Below are 18,677 nucleotides of genomic sequence, written 5' to 3'. Positions count from 1 at the left end.
TGGGGCTGGGGGTGGTGCCGGTGCTGCGGCGCGTGCTGCTCAGGCCGTGCAGAAGGAGGCGAGCAGCTCCGCGGGAGCGTCCGGCGGGCACGCGTCGAACGTGAAGATGACCAGGGTGCCCAGCACGACCACGACGGTGAACGCCAGGAAGAGCAGGCCCTTCAGGATGCCGCGGGTGAGGTCCTTGGTGGCGTAGTCGTTGATGATGGTGCGCACCCCGTTGGTGCCGTGGATCATGGCGAGCCACAGCATCAGCAGGTCCCAGACCTGCCACATCGGGTTGGACCACTTGCCGCCCACGAAGGCGAAGTCGATGGCGTGCACGCCCTCGCCGATCATCAGGTTCACGAAGAGGTGGCCGAAGATGAGGACCAGGAGCACCACGCCCGAGGCCCGCATGAAGACCCAGGAGTACAGCTCGTAGTTGCCGCGCGTCGTCTTGCGGCGTGCGTACGGCGAGCGCGGGGAGTCGACCTTCGCCACCGCGGCGGTTCCGTGTGCCATCAGTGACCCCCGGTGAAGACGTTGATGAGGTGCCGCGGCAGGAAGCCCGCCATCGTCACGACGAACAGACCGACGACGACCCACAGCATCACCTTCTGGTACTTCGGGCCCTTGGCCCAGAAGTCCACCAGCAGGATGCGGATGCCGTTGAAGGCGTGGAAGACGATCGCTGCCACGAGCCCGGCCTCGCCGAGCCCCATGATCGGGGTCTGGTACGTGCCGATCGCTGCGTTGTACGCCTCGGGGGACACGCGCACCAGGGCTGTGTCGAGCACGTGCACGAGCAAGAAGAAGAAGATCAGCACGCCGGTCACGCGGTGCGCGACCCACGACCACATGCCTTCACGGCCGCGGTACAACGTGCCTGCTGGTGCGGTGGGCACTTCGGTAGCCTCCTATGGCTGTCCGGCTGGGGGGTGGCTGGTCCCCACTGTAATGACAACTGGTCGCCTCGATCGCCGCCCGGCAGCCCTCGTGGGCATCAAGACACGGCATTTGTGACTGATCCCACAGGGGAGATGTCGTGGCTTCGGGCACCCGTCAGGTTGCTCGTGCGTTGCCGCCCGGACCGGCCCCTGAGTTCAGCCAGGGTTCGCCCGGATTATGGCGAGTTTTGGCTGCGGGAACACGGTCCGGCTGACATCCTGCGGGACATGACTTCGGCCGCCGCCCTATCGTCCCCGATCGACGACTTCTTCGCAGTGGTACCAGCCGGCGGGTCCGGCACGCGGCTGTGGCCGCTCTCGCGGGGCGGGGAGCCCAAGTTCCTGCACGACCTCGTCGGATCCGGCCAGTCCCTGCTCCAGGCCACCGAGCGCCGGCTGCGCCCGCTCGCGGGTCCGGACGGTGTCGTCCTGGTCACCGGCGAGCAGCACGTGGCCGCCTGCCGCGCCCAGCTCCCGGGCCTGTCCGACGACGCCGTGCTCGCCGAGCCGTCGCCGCGCGAGTCCATGGCGGCGATCGGGCTGGCGGCCGCCGTCCTGGAGAAGCGGCACGGCGACGTGGTGGTCGGGTCGTTCGCGGCGGACCACGTGATCCACGGGACGCGGGCGTTCGAGGCCGCGGTCCGCGAGGCCGTGGCCGCCGCGCGCGCCGGCTACGTGACGACCGTGGGCATCGCCGCCTCGCGCCCGTCGACCGCCTTCGGGTACGTGCGGTCGGGCGAGCCGCTCGGGGTCGACGACGCGCCGCACACGCTGCACGTGCGCGGGTTCACGGAGAAGCCGGAGGCCGCGACCGCGCGCGCCTACCTCGCCTCGGGCGAGTACCGCTGGAATGCGGGCATGTTCGTCTCGCGGACGTCCGTGCTGCTCGGGCACCTCGCCGAGCAGCGGCCCGCGCTGCACGACGGCCTGCGCACCGTGGCCGACGCGTGGGACACCCCGCGCCGTGCCGCGGTGCTCGCGGAGGTCTGGCCGGGCCTGGAGAAGATCGCGATCGACCACGCGGTGGCCGAGCCGGTCGCCGAGGCCGGCGGCGTCGCCGTCGTACCCGGCACCTTCGGGTGGGACGACGTCGGCGACTACAACTCGCTCGCCGTGCTCCTGCCGTCCGACGACGACCGCGGCGCCAAGGTGCTCGGCGACCCGGGCGACGTGCTGCGTATCGAGAGCGCCGGCTCCGTGGTGGTGCCGGCGTCCGGCCGGCTCGTGACGGTGCTGGGGCTGGACGACGTCGTCGTCGTGGACACTCCCGACGCGCTCCTCGTGACGACGCGCGCCCGCGCGCAGCAGGTCAAGGAGGTGGTGGCCGCGGTACGCGAACGGGGCAGGGAAGATCTCCTCTGATACCCGAGATCTTTCCCCGATGTCTCAGAGTTGTCCGTATCGTGGGACGGATGCCGCGCTGTCGTGTCTCGCGAGGCGGACAGCGCTACCGTGAGAGGCGTGAACCCGACCCAGCAGCCCGTCAGTCTCGCCGATTTCGATCAGATCGTTTCGCACGATCAGATGCCGGTCGGGGACGTGCCCGGGGGGAACGCGACGGATGTCGTCGCGGCGCTGGCGGCCCGCGTGAGCGAGCTCGCGGACGGGTTCGACGCCGAGCTGGTCGCGTTCCGCCGGGACGTGCACCGGCACCCGGAGCTCTCCCGCCAGGAGATCCGCACCACCGCGCTGCTGGTCGACCGCCTGCGCGCCGCCGGGCTGGACCCGCGGCCGCTGCCGACGGGGACCGGCCTGGTCTGCGACATCGGCCCCGACCACGGGCCCGACGGCGAGGGCCGCGTGGGCCTGCGCGCCGACCTCGACGCCCTGCCGCTGCACGAGACGAGCGGGGTGGAGTTCTCCTCGACCCGCCCCGGCGTCGCGCACGCCTGCGGCCACGACGTGCACACCACCGTGGTGCTCGGCGCCGGACTGGTGCTGGCGCGACTGCAGGAGGAGGGGCGGCTGCGCCGCGGCGTCCGGCTCTTCTTCCAGCCCGCCGAGGAGGTCTTCCCGGGCGGCGCGGAGGACATCATCAACAAGACGTCCGAGCTCGACGGCGTGGACCGCATGGCCGCGCTGCACTGCGACCCGAAGTTCGACGTCGGCCACGTGGGCACCCGCATCGGCCCCATCACCTCCGCGAGCGACTCGGTCATGGTGACCATCTCGTCGCCCGGCGGGCACACCTCGCGCCCGCACCTCACCGGCGACGTCGTGTTCGCGCTCGGCCAGGTCATCACGCAGACGCCCGCCGTCCTGGGGCGCCGCCTGGACCCCCGCTCGGGCGTGAACCTCACCTGGGGCGCGGTGCAGGCCGGTTCCACCCCGAACGCCATCCCGTCCAGCGGCATCCTCAAGGGCACGCTGCGCTGCCTCGACGTGCGCGCGTGGGAGAAGGCCGGCGAGCTGGTGCGCGAGGCGGTCGAGCAGGTCGTCGCTCCGTACCAGGTGGACATCTCGGTGACCGTGACGCACGGCGTGCCGCCCGTCGAGAACGAGACCGAGGCGACCGGGGACCTGGAGGCAGCGATCCGCGACGCGGTCGGCCCCGACGCCGTGCAGCTCACCGAGCAGTCCATGGGTGGCGAGGACTTCGCGTGGTACCTGCGCAAGGTTCCGGGCACCATGGCGCGGCTCGGCGTGCGCACGCCCGGCGGCCGCACCTATGACCTGCACCAGGGCGACCTGGTCGTGGACGAGCGGGCGATCGGCGTGGGCGTCAGGACACTCGCCCAGTTCGCGGCCCGCTGATCGAGAACTGTTGCTGTCGATGACGCTTCGGTAACGACTTACTCCGGTTACCGTCTCGAAACGCGAAATGCCAGATGCGCTGGCTACCCTCGGTGCGGTATAGGGCCCCGGATCCGTCTGGGACATCGCCCTCTGGATCATCGAAGGAGCACCAGTGAAGAAGGCTGTCTGGCTCACCGCCATTGCGGGAGCAACGGCGCTCGCGCTCTCGGCGTGCGGCGCTGCCCCGGAGGAGTCCACTGGTGGCGAGAGCAACGCCGCCAGTGACTTCAAGCCCTGCATCGTGTCGGACGCCGGCGGGTTCGACGACAAGAGCTTCAACCAGCTCAGCTTCGAGGGCGCCACGGCTGCGGCCGAGGAGCTCGGCACCGAGCTCGTCGACGTCCAGTCGACGTCCGAGAGCGACTACAAGGGCAACGTCGAGTCCCTCGTGGCCGAGGGCTGCAACGCCATCGTGACCGTCGGGTTCGCGCTGTCCGCGACGACCGTCGAGTCGGCCACGGCCAACCCCGACATCGACTACATCCTGGTCGACGACGCGGCGGACGCCGACTTCGACGGCAAGGCCGACGCGGAGAACATCAAGCCGCTGCTGTACGACACGGCCCAGGCCGCGTTCCTCGCCGGCTACCTCGCCGCCGGCTACTCGGAGGCCGGCAAGGTCGGCACCTTCGGTGGTATGGACTTCCCGACCGTGACGATCTTCATGGACGGCTTCAAGCAGGGCGTCGACTACTACAACGAGACCAAGGGCGAGAACGTCGAGCTCGTCGGCTGGGACGGCAAGAAGGGCTCGTTCACGGGCGGCTTCGCCGCCGACCCGGCCGCCAAGCAGACCGCGCAGAACGTCCTGGACCAGGGCGTCGACGTGATCCTGCCCGTCGGTGGCCCGATCTACCAGTCCGCCATGGACGCCATCGCCGACTCCGGCGAGGACGTGGCCCTGATCGGTGTGGACGCCGACTTCTACGAGTCGGACCCGACCACCCAGGACCTGGTCCTCACCTCCATCCTCAAGGGGATGGACGTCTCCACGCAGGAGGCCGTCGTCGCCTCGGGCAACGGCGAGTTCGACCCGACCCCGTACGTGGGTACCCTCGAGAACGGGGGCGTTGACCTCGCCCCGCTGCACAACTTCGAGGACAAGGTGGACCCGGCCCTGTGGGAAGAGGTCCAGGCCCTCAAGGAGTCGGTCATCGCGGGCGACGTCACGGTGGAGTCCTACCTCGCCAAGTGACGTCGGCTCGACCGGTCGGCCCACGGCTGACCGGTCGACGGCCAGGACTTGACGCAAGATGGTCCCGGGGGGCACGGCACGCGCCGTGCGCCCCGGGACCTGTCATGAGCAGGACCCCTTTCGGGAAGGATTCCTATGCGGCTCGAGCTGCGCGGCATCACCAAGCGCTTCGGCGCGCTCGTCGCGAACGACCACATCGACCTGGTCGTCCAGCCAGGCGAGATCCACTCGCTCCTGGGCGAGAACGGGGCTGGCAAGTCCACCCTGATGAACGTGCTGTACGGCCTGTACGAGGCGGACGAGGGCGAGATCCTCCTGGACGACGTGGTCCAGAACTTCGCCGGACCGGGCGACGCCATGGCCGCAGGCATCGGCATGGTGCACCAGCACTTCATGCTGGTGCCCGTCTTCACCGTGGCGGAGAACGTCATGCTCGGCCACGAGCAGACCCGCGGCGGCGGGCGCCTCGACCTGGAGGCGGCCCGCGCCCAGGTGAAGGAGATCTCCGCGCGGTTCGGCTTCCACGTGGACCCCGACGCGCTGGTCGAGGACCTGCCCGTCGGCGTCCAGCAGCGCGTCGAGATCATCAAGGCGCTCTCGCGGAACGCCGACGTGCTGGTCTTCGACGAGCCGACGGCGGTGCTCACCCCGCAGGAGACCGACGAGCTGATGGCGATCATGCGCCAGCTGCGCGACGAGGGCTCCGCGATCGTGTTCATCACCCACAAGCTGCGCGAGGTCCGCGCCGTCGCCGACCGGATCACCGTGATCCGGCACGGCAAGGTCGTCGGCGAGGCCGACCCCACGGCGTCCGACGCCGAGCTCGCCTCCCTCATGGTGGGCCGTGCCGTCGAGCTGACCGTGCAGAAGGACGCGCCCACGCTGCGGGACAACGGGCTGAAGGTGACCGACCTGGTGGTCACCAGCGAGTCCGGCACCGTCGTGGTCGACGACGTCAGCTTCGAGGTGCGCGGCGGCGAGGTGCTCGTGGTCGCCGGTGTCCAGGGCAACGGCCAGACCGAGCTCACCGAGGCCCTGATCGGCCTGCAGGGCGACGTCTCGGGAAGCATCGCGCTGGACGGCAAGGAGCTGGTGGGCCGCTCGGTGCGCCGGATCCTCGACCAGGGCGTGGGCTTCGTGCCCGAGGACCGTACGCTCGACGGGCTGATCGGCGAGTTCACCATCGCCGAGAACCTCATGCTCGACCGCACCGACGGCCCGCCGTTCGTGAAGGCGGGCGCGCTGCAGCTGGCGCACCGTGACCGGTTCGCCGACGAGAAGGTCGCGGAGTTCGACGTCCGCACGCAGTCCATCACCACGCCGGTGGGTCGCCTGTCGGGCGGCAACCAGCAGAAGGTGGTGCTCGCCCGCGAGCTGTCGCGCGACCTGCGCCTGTTCGTCGCGGCGCAGCCGACGCGTGGCGTGGACGTGGGCTCCATCGAGTTCATCCACAAGCGGATCGTCGAGACCCGGGACGCCGGCATCCCGGTCGTGGTGGTCTCCACCGAGCTGGACGAGGCGGTGGCCCTGGCCGACCGCATCATGGTGATGTACCGCGGAAAGGTCGTGGGCATCGTGCCCGCGGACACCCCGCGTGACGTGCTGGGCCTGATGATGGCGGGGATCTCGCCGCAGGACGCGAAGGGAGAGGTCGCGTGAGCGCGCCCGAGTCGAGCCCGGGGTCGAACCCCGAGCAGGAGCCGGGCCTCGACCCCGGCACCGCCGAGGAGCTGGAGCAGGAGCGGGCCCGCGTGCTGGGCAGCCCGGCCGGCGAGGACATGCCGGACACGGAGAGCCGGCTGGCCAAGGCGCTGCAGCAGACGATGACGAGCCCGTGGACCGTGTCCGTCGGCGCCGTCCTGCTCGCCGTCCTGGCGGGCTCCGTCATGATCGCCTTCACCGACGAGGAGGTGAAGGCGGCCTCGGGGTACTTCTTCGCACGGCCCGGCGACACCTTCGTCGCGCTCGGCCAGGCGATCGGCGGCGCGTACTCCGCGCTGTTCCGCGGCTCCGTGGTCAACGTGCAGGCACCGGACTTCGTCACCGCGATCCGGCCGCTCACGGAGACCCTCAGCTATGCGACCCCGCTCATCGCGGCGGGCCTCGGCGTGGCGCTGGCGTTCCGGGCCGGCCTGTTCAACATCGGTGGCCAGGGGCAGATGCTCGTGGCCGCCGCCGCGGCCGGCTGGGTGGGCTTCGGCGTCAGCGGGGTGCCGTTCCCGCTGCACCTGCTGCTGGCCGTCGTCGCCGGTATCGCGGCGGGCGCGGTGTGGGCCGGGATCGCGGGCGTGCTCAAGGCCCGCACCGGGGCGCACGAGGTGATCGTCACGATCATGCTCAACTACGTCGCGTACTACCTGATCTCCTACTTCCTGGCGACGCCGGGGCTGCTGCAGGCGCCCGGCTCGTCCAACCCCAAGACGCCGCCGACGGCCGAGTCCGCCCAGCTGCCGAACCTCCTCGGTGACCGGTTCAACCTGACCTGGGGCTTCGTCCTGGCGGTGCTGGCCGTGGTCGGCGTGTGGTGGCTGCTCAACCGCTCGTCGACCGGCTTCGCGTTCCGCGCCGTGGGGGAGAACCCTCGCGCCGCGCGCGTGGCGGGCATCGACACCGGGCGTGCCACCGTGAACGTGATGCTGGTGGCCGGTGGCCTCGTCGGCCTGGCCGGCGCCTCGCAGGTGCTGGGCGCCGTCACCACGGGCTTCAGCTCCGACATCGACGCCGGCATCGGGTTCGACGCCATCACCGTCGCGCTGCTCGGCGGGTCCAACCCGTGGGGCGTGCTCGCGGCCGGCATCCTGTTCGGCGCGTTCAAGGCGGGCGGCACCACCATGCAGGCAGCGGAGGGCGTCCCGAGCGACATCGTGCTCGTGGTGCAGTCGCTCATCGTGCTGTTCATCGCCGCGCCGCCGCTGGTGCGGGCGATCTTCCGGCTGCCGGACCCCAACCGGCGTCGGGCACCGAAGAAGCCCAAGGCGGCCCGGAACCAGAAGGAGGCAGCCGCGTGAGCGCCGACCCCACCACCCAGCTCGACGCGCCGCTGTCGGAGACGACACGGACCGTCACGGTCGTGTCCTGGAAGACGGCCGGCGTGCTGCTCGCCGTGACCCTGCTGTACGCGTTGCTGCTCGTCGCGGTTCCGCACGCGGGTGACACCCGGTTCCTGCTGTCGCAGCGTGCCGACTTCTTCCAGATCCCCGTCATCGTGCTGCCCGCGACGGCGTTCGCCTGGGTGTGCGGCGCGGTCATGCTCGCCGTGACGGCCGCGGCCTTCGTGCTCACCGCGCGCGGGCGCCGTACGTTGCTCTGGCTCGTCGTGCTCTTCTCCCTGGCCGGCCTGCTCGGCTTCCTGGCCTGGGCCGGCGCGGGCAGTCCTCGCGACCTGTCGATCGTGGGCCTGCTCGGCGGCGCCGTGCTGTGGTCCGTGCCGTTCGTCTACGGCGCCCTGGGCGGCGTGATCGGTGAGCGCGCGGGCGTGGTGAACATCGCGATCGAGGCGCAGCTGCTCGGCGCCGCGTTCACGGCGGCGATCGTCTCGTCGATCACCAACAGCGCGGTGGCCGGCCTGGTCGCGGCCGTGGCCGCCGGTGCCCTGGTGGCGCTCGTGCTCGGGGTGTTCGCGATCACGTACCACGTGAACCAGGTGATCGTCGGTGTGGTGCTCAACGTGCTCGTCGTCGGGCTGACCAGCTTCCTGTACTCGCAGGTGCTCGTGCCCGGCGCCGAGACGCTGAACTCGACCACGCGGTTCCAGTCGATCCCGATCCCGGTGCTGTCGGACATCCCGGTGCTCGGCCCGGTCCTGTTCGACCAGCCGCTGCTCATCTACCTGATGTTCATCGCCGTGCCGACCGTCTGGTACACCCTGAACCGCACCCGCTGGGGCCTGCGCCTGCGGGCCGTGGGCGAGCACCCGAAGGCCGCGGACACCGTCGGTATCGACGTCGTCCGCACCCGGTACAACGCGGTGCTCGTCGCCGGTGCCGTCGCGGGCCTGGGCGGCGCGTTCTACACCACCGTCCAGCTCAGCCAGTTCGGTGAGAACATGACCGGCGGCGCGGGCTACATCGCCCTCGCGGCCGTCATCTTCGGCAAGTGGGACCCCGTGCGCGCCGCGTTCGCGGGCCTGCTGTTCGGCTTCGCGTCGAACCTGCAGAACGTGCTCTCCGTGGTCGGTTCCCCGGTGCCGAGCCAGTTCATGCTCATGGTCCCGTACGTGGTCACCCTGCTCGCGGTGGCCGGCCTGGTGGGGCGCTCGCGCCCGCCGGCCGCGTCCGGCGAGCCGTACATCAAGGGGTGAGGATGGTGGACGTGAACTCCGTTGATCCCGCACGCCCCGAGACCGCCGTGGACTGGGACGGCCTGCGGGCCGCGGCCCGTGAGGCCGTCGAGCACGCCTACGCGCCGTACTCCGACTTCAAGGTGGGCGCGGCGGCCTTCGCCGCCGACGGCCGCCTGCTCACGGGCGCCAACATCGAGAACGCGGCGTACGGGGTCACCCTGTGCGCCGAGTGCTCGCTGGTCAGCGCCCTGATCATGTCGGGCGGCGGCCGGCTGGCGGCGTTCACCTGCGTGAACTCGCTCGGCGAGACGATCATGCCCTGCGGCCGGTGCCGCCAGCTCCTGTGGGAGCACGGCGGCGCCGAGCTGCTGGTCGACACCCCGCTGGGCATCCAGCCGATGACGGAAGTACTGCCCCAGGCCTTCGGGCCGGGCGACCTGGACCATGTGCGGGAGGCAGCACGATGACCGAACCCTTCGACGCGGTGGACCTGATCCGGGTCAAGCGCGACAGCGAGTCGCTCACCGACGAGCAGGTCGACTGGCTGGTGGACGCCTACACCCGTGGCGTCGTGGCCGACGAGCAGATGTCCGCGATGACCATGGCGATCCTGCTCAACGGGATGACCCGCCAGGAGATCTCCCGGTGGACCGCCGCGATGATCCGGACCGGCGAGCGCATGTCGTTCTCCGCGCTCTCGCGGCCGACGGCGGACAAGCACTCCACCGGCGGCGTGGGCGACAAGATCACGCTGCCGCTCGCGCCGCTGGTCGCCGTGTTCGACGTCGCCGTGCCGCAGCTCTCGGGCCGCGGCCTGGGCCACACGGGCGGCACCCTCGACAAGCTGGAGGCCATCCCGGGCTGGCGCGCCGCGCTGAGCAACGCCGAGATGATGGCGCAGCTCGAGGACGTGGGCGCCGTCATCTGCGCGGCGGGCTCCGGGCTGGCCCCCGCCGACCGCAAGCTGTACGCGCTGCGCGACGTCACCGGCACCGTCGAGGCGATCCCGCTCATCGCGAGCTCGATCATGTCCAAGAAGATCGCCGAGGGCACGGGCGCGCTGGTGCTCGACGTCAAGGTCGGCTCGGGCGCTTTCATGAAGACCCTGGACGACGCGCGCGAGCTCGCCCGTACCATGGTCGACCTCGGGACCGACGCCGGGGTGCGCACCGTCGCCCTCGTCACGGACATGTCCGTGCCGCTGGGCCGCACCGCGGGCAACGCCCTGGAGGTGCGCGAGTCGCTGGAGGTGCTGGCCGGCGGCGGCCCGGCCGACGTCGTCGACCTGACCGTCGCGCTCGCCGTGGAGATGCTCGCGGCGGCGGACCGGCCACGCTCGGAGGACGACGTGCGGGCCGCGCTGTCCGACGGCCGCGCCATGGACAGGTGGCGGGCCATGATCGCCGCGCAGGGCGGCGACGTCGACGCGCCGCTGCCGGTCGCCAAGGAGACCGAGACGGTCGTGGCCACCGAGTCCGGTGTGCTCACCTCGCTCGACGCGTACGCCGTGGGCGTCGCCGTCCGGCGGCTGGGTGCCGGCCGGGCCCGCAAGGAGGACGCGGTCCAGGCGGCGGCCGGCATCGAGATCCACGTGAAGCCGGGCGAGCAGGTCACGGCCGGGCAGCCGCTGATGACGCTGCACACCGACACCCCCGAACGGTTCGCGCGCGCCCGCGCTGCCCTCGACGGCGGCTGGTCGGTGGACCCCGCGGGCGACGGTGTGCTGGGCGGGGCGCTCTCGGGCGCCGCCGGTGCGCTCGCGAGCATGGATCTCGGCGCGGGCGCCCTCGTCGGAGCCGCTCTGGCGGCCGAGGGATCGGTGGTGCTGGACCGCATCGTGTGAGGTGGGAGGTAGTTTTCACCCACCGGAAGCGGGCTGGCACCGTTCTTCAGCGTGGCGGACCGGCGAGTCGCCTGACGTCGGCTTAGCCTGACGAACGTGCAGTCGACATTGCGCCTTTCGTCCCTGCTCGGTGCGATGCGTGCATTCGCCGGGCCCGTTCCTGACGTGCCGCCGCCGGGCCGCTTCGAGCGCCCGGTGATCCCGGACGACGTCGCGCGCCGGCTGGAGTCGGCGACGTCGCGCGCCGCGCGGTCCGTGCTGGACCCGCTGGCGCGTGAGCGTGGCACCGGCACGGTCGGCTTCCCGCGGCGGCTGAACCTGCCCTCGCTCGACGGCGGCACCGCCGCGGCGGTGCAGGTCGACGAGACCACGTGCGGGTCGGCCGTGCTGGCGATGCTCGGGCTGGCCGGGGACCCCCGGGCGGCCCTGCGGCTCGCGGCCGACGACCCCGCGGCCCGGTTCGTGCGGCTCCAGCACGCGATCCAGGCAGCCACGAACCGGCACGGCCTGGTCGTGGCGGGCTGGCCGCGCACCTACGGCACGCCCCCCTGGGGCGCCGCGCGGTTCGCGAGCTACGGCGGGGTGCGCTACACCCACCGCGTCGGCGGTTCCCGGGCCCTGCTGGAGGCGGCGGTCGCCGCCGCACGGGCGGGGATCCCGGTGCCCCTGTACACCGGCGGTGACGTCGCGGGCGGCTGGGAGACGGCCGTCCCGCGCCACGTGGTGCTGCTCACCCTGGCCGACGGCGAGGGTGACGAGGGCAACGCCGTCCTCTACGAGCCGTCCGGCGCGGGCCTGCACACCGTGCCGGTCTCCGCGCTGCTCGACCCGCCGTCCTTCCCGGCCGCGGACGGTGAGGTGCAGCAGACCTCGGACGACCGCACCGCCGCGCGCGTGCGCAAGGCGCTGACCGCCGGGCTCGGTGGCTGGCCCCACGTGGCCTGGGTGGTGCTGCCCGAGCGCATGGGGCGGTGGCAGACCGGCGGCACCGGGGCGACGATGGAAGCCCACTGACGGGACGGTAGGTTGTCAGCATGACCACGCAAGACCCCGGGGCCCGCCCCGGCGAGGCGCTCCTCCGCGCCCTGCCCAAGGTACTGCTCCACGACCACCTCGACGGCGGCCTGCGACCGCAGACCGTCCTCGAGCTCGCCGACGCCGCCGGGCACGAGCTGCCCGCCGGCGACGCCGACTCGCTGGCCGCCTGGTTCCGCGACGCGGCCGACTCCGGCTCGCTCGTGCGGTACATCGAGACCTTCGAGCACACGATCGCCGTCATGCAGACGGCCGACAACCTGGCCCGCGTCGCCCGCGAGGCGGTGCTCGACCTGGCCGCCGACGGCGTCGTCTACGCCGAGCAGCGCTGGGCACCGGAGCAGCACCTGGCCGGTGGCCTGTCGCTCGGTGCGGCGGTCGAGGCCGTCCAGGCCGGGATCGACGACGGCATCGCCGCCGCCGCGGCCGAGGGCCACATCATCCGGGTGGGCCAGATCGTCGGCGCCATGCGGCAGGCGGACCGCTGGCAGGAGGTCGCCGACCTCGCCGTCACCTACCGCGACCGCGGCGTCGTCGGGTTCGACATCGCCGGTCCGGAGGACGGCTTCCTGCCGTCGCGGCACCTCGGCATCTGGCGGTTCCTCGCCGAGCACGACGTGCCCGTGACCATCCACGCCGGCGAGGCCGCCGGCCTCGACTCCATCGGGCAGGCCGTGCACCTCGGGCAGGCCGACCGCCTGGGCCACGGCGCGCGGATCATCGACGACATCGCGTTCACCACCGACGGCGACCGGGCCGCGGAGCTGGGACGGCTGGCGCACTGGGTGCGCGACCACCAGCTCCCGCTCGAGCTGTGCCCCGTCTCCAACCTCCAGACGGGCGTCGCCGGCTCGATCGCGGCGCACCCGATCACGCGGCTCAAGGAGCTCGACTTCGCCGTCACGCTCAACACGGACAACCGCCTCATGTCCCGCACCTCGATGACGCACGAGATGAAGCTCCTCGTCGACGAGGCCGGCTGGACCATCGACGACCTGGCGGACGTGACCGTCACCGCCGCCTGGGGCGCGTTCATCCACCACGACGAGCGCCGCGACCTCGTGGACCAGGTCATCCTCCCCGGATTCCAGAAAGTTGAAGGTGCCCTCGTATGACCGCATCGACCCCCGCGCCGCACGTCCTCGTGCCGCGTGACAAGGCGGCTCTCGCCGCGTTCGTGGACCACACCCTGCTCAAGCCGGAGGCCACGGCCGCGGACGTCGCGGCCCTCGTCGAGGAGGGCGCCGAGCTCGGCGTCTACTCGGTGTGCGTCTCGCCCTCGTTCGTCTCGCTCGCGGTGGAGGTCGCCGCCGGACGGCTCGCCGTCGCCACGGTCTGCGGGTTCCCGTCGGGCAAGCACATGAGCGACGTCAAGGCGTTCGAGGCCGCCCGCGCCGTCGCCGACGACGCCGACGAGGTCGACATGGTGATCGACGTCGGCACCGCTCGTGCCGGCCGGTTCGACGTCGTCGAGGCCGACATCGCCGCCGTCCGCGGCGCCGTCCAGCCCGGCCGCGTGCTCAAGGTGATCATCGAGTCCGCCGCGCTCACGGACGAGCAGATCGTCGGCGCCTGCAAGGCCGCCGAGGCCGCCGGCGCCGACTTCGTGAAGACGTCCACGGGCTTCCACCCGGCCGGCGGCGCCTCCGTGCACGCGGTCTCGCTCATGGCCCGCACCGTCGGCGCGCTGGGCGGGGGCAGCCTCGGGGTCAAGGCGTCCGGCGGCATCCGGGACCTGGAGACGGCACTCGCGATGATCGAGGCGGGCGCCACCCGCCTGGGGCTGTCGGGCACGGCCTCGGTCCTGGCGGGCTTCGACCAGGACGCGCCGGCCCCGGCGTCGACCGACACCTACTGACGCACCTCGCTGGTCGGGCTTGTCGGGACCAGGTCTCGACAAGCCCGACCGACGACCCGCCGCGCCTCAGCCGCGGCGGGTCGAGAGCCAGGCCTCCGCGGCCTGCCAGTGCTCCTTGAGCAAGACGTACCGGTCCTCGTGCCACGGCTTCACCGGGCCCGCCCAGTGGATCAGGGCCGGCTCGGACACGAGCTCCTGCGTGGGCCACGCGTTCCATCGCGCGTCCAGGACGCGGTACCGCGACCCGGCGTACGCGTTGAGCACGTCCTGGTCGTTGAGGCCGTACCGCTCGGCGTACGGCACGAACTCGGCGGTGAAGCCGTCGGCCCGCAGCACCGCCAGGTCGAGCAGCAGGATCCCGGCGTTGAAGCCCTGGTAGCCGTGCCGATGCCGCTGCATCATGGCGCGTACCAGGTCGCGCGCGGCGGCCGGGTCGTGTTTGAGCAGCCGCGTGGCCCGGATGACGTTGCCCACGCCGTGCCGGTAGTTGTACGAGATCGACGGACGGGCCGCCAGCGGCGCCCCGCCCAGGTCGGTGTCGTACAGCTCCGCCAGGTCCGTCACGGTCAGCGCGTCCAGGTCGTGGTAGAGCACGCGGTCCAGGTGCGGCAGCAGCTCGGGCAGCAGCAGCCGGTCCATCGTGGCGACCGTGATGTGCTTGAGCATGCCGAGCACGGCCCCGTAGTCGATCCCGTCGCAGGCGTACCACTCGAACGTGACCTCGGGGAACAGGGTGGCGAGTCGCTCATGGTCCGTCGTGGAGTGGTCGCGGGTGAGCGCGACGAACCGCACGGGCCGGGCGGTGTGCCGCACCACCCCGGCGACCACCACCTCCATCTGGGCGCGCAGGTTGCCGTCCAGGGCCACGGCCACGTTGAGCTCACCCGCCGCGGACCGCGGCGCCGTCGCCTCCACCACCGTGCGCGTGGCGCGCACGCCGGCCACGATGCCGGCCACGTCGCAGGTGCCCGACGGCGCGGCGACCGGCGCGGCGTGCACCACCAGCGCCCGCTCCACCTCGGGCGCCACGGTGGCGGCCCAGGTCGCGTAGACCTCGTCGTGGGACGCGCCGGCGAGCACCCGGCCCATGGCGGGCGCCACGAGGTCGCGGATCCTCTCCCGCATCGCCAGCCGGGCGGCCTCGTCGGCGTCGAGCAGGCCGGCGAACCGGATGTCGGCGTCGTTCCGGGGGCGGAAGTCGACGTTCGCGCCGATGGACCAGGACGGCAGGAAGGCGTGCAGGCGCGAGGTGACCACGCGCGAGTACCGGTCGCGGTAGGAGTCGAGCAGGTCCACGGCGTCGTACACGTTCCGGGCGAACGGGTTGCTACGCACCGAGGGGTGCAGGTGCGTGACCAGCTCGGCGCCGGCGTCGTGCTCGGGTACAGGCGTGTCCACGTACACGACCGGGGCGCCGGCGGGCGCGGGTGTGTGGCCCGCGGGGAAGACGGTGTCGATGGTGGTGGTGAGGCAGCCGCTGAAGAACGCCGGGACCCCCGCGTTGAGCAGCAGGTGCACGGTGGTCCAGTCGCGGCAGCCGATCGGCCCGTGGGCCCGGAGGTAGTCGATCGCGGTGGGCGTCAGGATGGCGTGCTTGTTGATGTGGAACGAGACGAACAGCGGCTGCAGGTTCTCGTGGAACGGGAAGTCGAACCGCAGGTCGAACTGGCTGTGCATGTACCAGCCGAACGCGAGCATCCACGTGTTCTCCGGCACGGCGTCGAGCCGGGACATGTCGCGCTGCACCAGGGTCAGGTCGACGTCGGCGCCCGGCCCGGGCACCACGTGCTCGGGCCGCACCCGGGCGGCGAGGCGCCGCACGGGCTCGGTGACGGCGTCGTCGCCGTGCAGGCGCACACCCTCGTGGCGCAGCAGGTGGCCCAGGCTCGCGATGGTCTGCACCGTGTCGCCGATGTTGCTGGAGGAGACGTTCTCGTCGGGCGCCTTGTAGTCGAGCACGGCGAACGACACGTGCCCCGTCGGCACCTTCGCGGGCGTGGCGGGCCGCAGTGCCTTCTCGATCCAGGGCGCGAGGTGGTCCACGGACGCCTGGACCTGCTCGGTCAGCCCGGTGGCGTGACGGGCGGCGTCGAGGGCCTCGGCCGCCAGCGCGAACTCGTCGGCGATGAACAGCAGGCGGGCGAGGTCGAGCAGCGCCGCCGCGTCGGACACGAACCCGTGGCGCACCCAGGTGGCCGCGGTGCGGGCGACGTCGGGGTCGGCCATGGCGATGCCGGCCCGCAGGTACTCCGCGGGGGCGAGCCGGGCGGCGTCGTCGGGCCCGAGCTGGCGCAGGAGGTCCCACGCGAGCTCGCGCAGGCCTACGCGCTGCGCGATCAGGGCCGCGCCGGCGACGCCGGCGCGCCGGGTCTCGGGATAGGCCATGAGCGAGTGGCAGAGCGAGCGCCACTGGCTGGTGTCCAGGGTGCGGGCCCTGCGGATCGAGGTGGTGACGGCCTCGTCGACGGGCAGGCCGCGGCGCAGGGCGGCGGTGACCACCGCATCGCCCGACGGCGGCTCGGGGCGCTCCTGGAACGGGCGGTCCGCGGCGCGGTCCGGGGCGGACCACACCTCGCGCGGCAGCCGGTTGGGCTCCTTGGCCAGGGCCCAGGACTCCTGGTCCGGAGCCGGCAGGGGCCGGGCGTCCGGTAACGGGTCCGGCCTGTCCGGGTGCGGGTTGTGCAGAGTCTCGGCCGTGGCGGCGAGCAGCGCCTCGGTGATCATCTCGTCGGCGGCCGGGATCTGGTGCGCAGTCTCACCGGACGCGGCGAGACGGCGGCTTGCAGGGGACATGAAGACTCCTCGTGGGGTCGACGGTTGTGCGGTGGAACCGTCGTCCCGGCACGTGCGGGCGCCGACGGTGGCCAGAGCGTAGTGCCCTTCGGTTACGGCCCGACGACGACTGGGTAGGCTCCCGGACATGTCTGCGCAACAACCTGCTGACCAGGGCGTATCGCCGTCGCAGCCGACCGCGCCGGGGACCCTCGTGGGCTGCCGGATGCGCAAGTGGGACGGCACCCCGCACTGGCGGTTCGACGCCGCGTACCTCGGCCGGGACGAGCACGGCACCTGGCTCGGCTACCCGACCGGCACCCGGTTCAGCCGGCCAGGGCGGGACTACCGCACGCGCCACCCCGGGGTCGTCCTCTTCGGCGACGGCGGGTGGGTCGCCGACCTCTACCGCGACAACCCGCGGGACGTGCTGCTCTACATCGACCTCGCCACGGTGCCCGAGTGGCGCGCCGTGCCCGCTGGCGGGGGGCGCCGCCGTCCGGCGTTCGAGGTCTCCGCCGTCGACATGGACCTCGACGTGCTGGCGCTGCGGCCCGGCAGCGAGCGGGCGCACGAACAGGGTGACTTCTTCATCGACGACGAGGACGAGTTCGCCGAGCACACCGTCCGGTACGGGTACCCACCGGAGGTCGTGGCGCAGGTACGGGCGGACGCCGACGCCCTGCTCGCCGCGGTGACCGCCGGGGAGGCGCCGTACGACGGCGCGACGGCGGACCGCTGGTTCGCGGTGCTCGACGCGCTGTAGGCGGTGGTGCGCTCTGGTGCCGCGGGCTCAGTGCGCGCTGAGCACCAGGTCGTCCTGCTCCACGGCGGCGCGCCACTCGGGCTTCTCCGCGCGCCAGTGCTCGTCGTCGCGGCCGCGGCGCCAGTAGCCCGAGGCCGAGAGCAGCTCGCGCGGGACGCCCAGCGCCGCGCGGGCCCAGCGGCGCAGGTCGCGCACGCAGCCGGCCTCACCGTGCAGGAACGTGTGCGGGACGCCGCCGGGCAGCTCGGCCGCCTGCACGACGTCGACCAGGTTCGCGCCGGCGGACCGGTGGACCCAGGTGACGTGGAGGTTCGCGGCGCTGATGATCGGCTGCTCCTCCGACGCGTCGGAGACCTCGACGAAGACGTGAGCCACGGCGCCGTCGGGCATGGCCTCGCACGCGGCCGCGATGGCCGGGAGGGCGGACTCGTCACCTGCCAGGAGGTGCCACGGGGCGTCCGGGGACGGCGTGTAGTCGCCGCCCGGGCCCACGAAGGAGACCTCGTCGCCCGGCTGGACCCGCTGCGCCCAGGGGCCGCCGTGGCCCACGTCGCCGTGCGTGACGACGTCGATGTCCCAGCCGGCCTCGGTCACCGCGCGGATCGTGTAGGTGCGCAGCACCGGGCGGCCCTCGGGTTCGGTGGGCTCCGCCATGACCAGCTTCACGTAGCGGTCGGGGAACGGCGTGGGGTCGGTGCCGGCCAGCGCCTCACCGCCGATCGACACCCGGATCATGTGCGGCGTGAGCTGCCGGACCGCGGTCACGGTCGCCGTGGTGCGGACGCCCTTGCGGGGCCTTGCGGGGGATGCGGCGGTGTTCTCAGGCATGGTGAGGCAAGCCTAACCTCGCAGGCGCTCGCGCGCGGGTGTGGCGTGCGTCACTGGGCGAAGCGCGGGTGCTCGGACCTGGGGCCGATGAGCGCGAGCCCGCCGCGCGCCTACCATGGGCGCGTCGTCCAAGTCTTCCTGTCAGGAGCATCGTCGTGAAGATCGCTGTTGTCGGTACGGGGTATGTCGGGTTGTCGAACGCGGTGCTGCTCGCACAGCACCACGAGGTGTGGGCGGTGGACGTGGACGCTTCGAAGGTCGCGCTGGTGAACGACCGTAAGTCCCCGATCGTGGACGCGGAGCTGGAGCAGTACCTGGCCGAGGTCGAGCTGAACCTGACCGCGACCCTGGACGCCCCGGCCGCCTACACCGG

The 18,677-nt window shown here is 72.4% G+C and carries 16 protein-coding genes and 1 pseudogene; 13 read left to right on the top strand and 4 right to left on the bottom strand.

Annotation, left to right across the window (positions count from 1 at the left end):
- Positions 1 to 39: 39 nt before the first annotated feature.
- Positions 40 to 504 (bottom strand): succinate dehydrogenase hydrophobic membrane anchor subunit, encoded by a 465-nt coding sequence (locus tag ACH47X_RS23440; protein WP_397407402.1) that lies wholly within the window; start codon positions 502 to 504, stop codon positions 40 to 42.
- Positions 504 to 887 carry a succinate dehydrogenase, cytochrome b556 subunit gene (sdhC, locus tag ACH47X_RS23435; RefSeq protein ID WP_084467637.1) on the bottom strand — a complete coding sequence of 128 codons (384 nt, stop codon included), beginning with the start codon at positions 885 to 887 and terminating at the stop codon, positions 504 to 506. The genes ACH47X_RS23440 and sdhC overlap by 1 nt, the downstream gene beginning before the upstream one ends.
- A 270-nt stretch (positions 888 to 1,157) precedes the next feature.
- On the opposite strand from sdhC, the gene ACH47X_RS23430 reads away from it, so the two are divergent.
- The 11 genes from ACH47X_RS23430 to deoC all read left to right on the top strand — a co-directional run bounded on the left by ACH47X_RS23430 (position 1,158) and on the right by deoC (position 13,938).
- Positions 1,158 to 2,291 carry a mannose-1-phosphate guanylyltransferase gene (locus tag ACH47X_RS23430; protein ID WP_397407400.1) on the top strand — a complete coding sequence of 378 codons (1,134 nt, stop codon included), beginning with the start codon at positions 1,158 to 1,160 and terminating at the stop codon, positions 2,289 to 2,291.
- A gap of 162 nt (positions 2,292 to 2,453) precedes the next feature.
- Positions 2,454 to 3,683, top strand: a complete 1,230-nt coding sequence (locus tag ACH47X_RS23425; RefSeq protein WP_142033277.1) for an amidohydrolase — start codon at positions 2,454 to 2,456, stop codon at positions 3,681 to 3,683.
- Positions 3,684 to 3,837: 154 nt separating this feature from the next.
- Positions 3,838 to 4,920, top strand: coding sequence for a BMP family protein (locus tag ACH47X_RS23420; RefSeq protein WP_397407398.1), 1,083 nt, complete (start codon positions 3,838 to 3,840; stop codon positions 4,918 to 4,920).
- 135 nt (positions 4,921 to 5,055) lie between these two features.
- Positions 5,056 to 6,579 carry an ABC transporter ATP-binding protein gene (locus ACH47X_RS23415; protein WP_397407396.1) on the top strand — a complete coding sequence of 508 codons (1,524 nt, stop codon included), beginning with the start codon at positions 5,056 to 5,058 and terminating at the stop codon, positions 6,577 to 6,579.
- Positions 6,576 to 7,928 carry an ABC transporter permease gene (locus ACH47X_RS23410; RefSeq protein WP_397407394.1) on the top strand — a complete coding sequence of 451 codons (1,353 nt, stop codon included), beginning with the start codon at positions 6,576 to 6,578 and terminating at the stop codon, positions 7,926 to 7,928. Before ACH47X_RS23415 ends, ACH47X_RS23410 begins: the two co-directional genes overlap by 4 nt.
- Positions 7,925 to 9,220, top strand: a complete 1,296-nt coding sequence (locus tag ACH47X_RS23405; RefSeq protein ID WP_397407392.1) for an ABC transporter permease — start codon at positions 7,925 to 7,927, stop codon at positions 9,218 to 9,220. Before ACH47X_RS23410 ends, ACH47X_RS23405 begins: the two co-directional genes overlap by 4 nt.
- Positions 9,221 to 9,222: 2 nt before the next feature.
- Positions 9,223 to 9,669: a cytidine deaminase gene (locus ACH47X_RS23400; protein WP_397407390.1), complete on the top strand. Its 447-nt coding sequence runs from the start codon at positions 9,223 to 9,225 to the stop codon at positions 9,667 to 9,669.
- Entirely contained in the window at positions 9,666 to 11,045 is a 1,380-nt protein-coding gene (locus tag ACH47X_RS23395) for a thymidine phosphorylase (protein ID WP_142033281.1), read from the top strand. The genes ACH47X_RS23400 and ACH47X_RS23395 overlap by 4 nt, the downstream gene beginning before the upstream one ends.
- A 96-nt stretch (positions 11,046 to 11,141) precedes the next feature.
- On the top strand, positions 11,142 to 12,059 hold the full coding sequence (locus ACH47X_RS23390; RefSeq protein ID WP_397407388.1) for a hypothetical protein: 918 nt from the start codon (positions 11,142 to 11,144) through the stop codon (positions 12,057 to 12,059).
- A 20-nt stretch (positions 12,060 to 12,079) separates the two neighbouring features.
- Positions 12,080 to 13,195 (top strand): adenosine deaminase, encoded by a 1,116-nt coding sequence (locus ACH47X_RS23385; protein ID WP_397407386.1) that lies wholly within the window; start codon positions 12,080 to 12,082, stop codon positions 13,193 to 13,195.
- Positions 13,192 to 13,938 carry a deoxyribose-phosphate aldolase gene (deoC, locus tag ACH47X_RS23380; RefSeq protein ID WP_036970228.1) on the top strand — a complete coding sequence of 249 codons (747 nt, stop codon included), beginning with the start codon at positions 13,192 to 13,194 and terminating at the stop codon, positions 13,936 to 13,938. The genes ACH47X_RS23385 and deoC overlap by 4 nt, the downstream gene beginning before the upstream one ends.
- A gap of 66 nt (positions 13,939 to 14,004) precedes the next feature.
- Here deoC and ACH47X_RS23375 read toward each other — a convergent pair whose 3' ends face one another.
- Entirely contained in the window at positions 14,005 to 16,731 is a 2,727-nt protein-coding gene (locus tag ACH47X_RS23375) for a glycosyltransferase (RefSeq protein WP_397407383.1), read from the bottom strand.
- A 127-nt stretch (positions 16,732 to 16,858) separates the two neighbouring features.
- Between ACH47X_RS23375 and ACH47X_RS23370 the strand changes: the two genes are divergently transcribed.
- Complete coding sequence (locus ACH47X_RS23370; RefSeq protein WP_397407381.1) at positions 16,859 to 17,476, top strand: DUF402 domain-containing protein; 618 nt, start codon at positions 16,859 to 16,861, stop codon at positions 17,474 to 17,476.
- A gap of 27 nt (positions 17,477 to 17,503) precedes the next feature.
- On the opposite strand, the gene ACH47X_RS23365 is transcribed toward ACH47X_RS23370, so the two are convergent.
- Positions 17,504 to 18,304, bottom strand: a complete 801-nt coding sequence (locus ACH47X_RS23365) for a siderophore-interacting protein (RefSeq protein ID WP_397407379.1) — start codon at positions 18,302 to 18,304, stop codon at positions 17,504 to 17,506.
- Positions 18,305 to 18,459: 155 nt separating this feature from the next.
- Between ACH47X_RS23365 and ACH47X_RS23360 the strand changes: the two are divergent.
- Positions 18,460 to 18,677, top strand: a pseudogene (locus tag ACH47X_RS23360) (UDP-glucose 6-dehydrogenase); the annotation flags it as partial.

This window comes from Promicromonospora kroppenstedtii (assembly GCF_044389675.1).
Classification (GTDB): domain Bacteria; phylum Actinomycetota; class Actinomycetes; order Actinomycetales; family Cellulomonadaceae; genus Promicromonospora; species Promicromonospora kroppenstedtii.
This window is presented reverse-complemented; position numbering and strand designations above follow the sequence as displayed.

What these genes read in the sequence shown, in the direction of transcription:
- ACH47X_RS23440 (WP_397407402.1), bottom strand. Translation starts at nt 504, where the DNA reads ATGGCACACGGAACCGCCGCGGTGGCGAAGGTCGACTCCCCGCGCTCG.
- ACH47X_RS23430 (WP_397407400.1), top strand. Translation starts at nt 1,158, where the DNA reads ATGACTTCGGCCGCCGCCCTATCGTCCCCGATCGACGACTTCTTCGCA.
- ACH47X_RS23425 (WP_142033277.1), top strand. Translation starts at nt 2,454, where the DNA reads ATGCCGGTCGGGGACGTGCCCGGGGGGAACGCGACGGATGTCGTCGCG.
- ACH47X_RS23415 (WP_397407396.1), top strand. Translation starts at nt 5,056, where the DNA reads ATGCGGCTCGAGCTGCGCGGCATCACCAAGCGCTTCGGCGCGCTCGTC.
- ACH47X_RS23400 (WP_397407390.1), top strand. Translation starts at nt 9,223, where the DNA reads ATGGTGGACGTGAACTCCGTTGATCCCGCACGCCCCGAGACCGCCGTG.
- ACH47X_RS23395 (WP_142033281.1), top strand. Translation starts at nt 9,666, where the DNA reads ATGACCGAACCCTTCGACGCGGTGGACCTGATCCGGGTCAAGCGCGAC.
- ACH47X_RS23385 (WP_397407386.1), top strand. Translation starts at nt 12,080, where the DNA reads ATGACCACGCAAGACCCCGGGGCCCGCCCCGGCGAGGCGCTCCTCCGC.
- deoC (WP_036970228.1), top strand. Translation starts at nt 13,192, where the DNA reads ATGACCGCATCGACCCCCGCGCCGCACGTCCTCGTGCCGCGTGACAAG.
- ACH47X_RS23375 (WP_397407383.1), bottom strand. Translation starts at nt 16,731, where the DNA reads ATGTCCCCTGCAAGCCGCCGTCTCGCCGCGTCCGGTGAGACTGCGCAC.
- ACH47X_RS23370 (WP_397407381.1), top strand. Translation starts at nt 16,859, where the DNA reads ATGTCTGCGCAACAACCTGCTGACCAGGGCGTATCGCCGTCGCAGCCG.
- ACH47X_RS23365 (WP_397407379.1), bottom strand. Translation starts at nt 18,304, where the DNA reads ATGCCTGAGAACACCGCCGCATCCCCCGCAAGGCCCCGCAAGGGCGTC.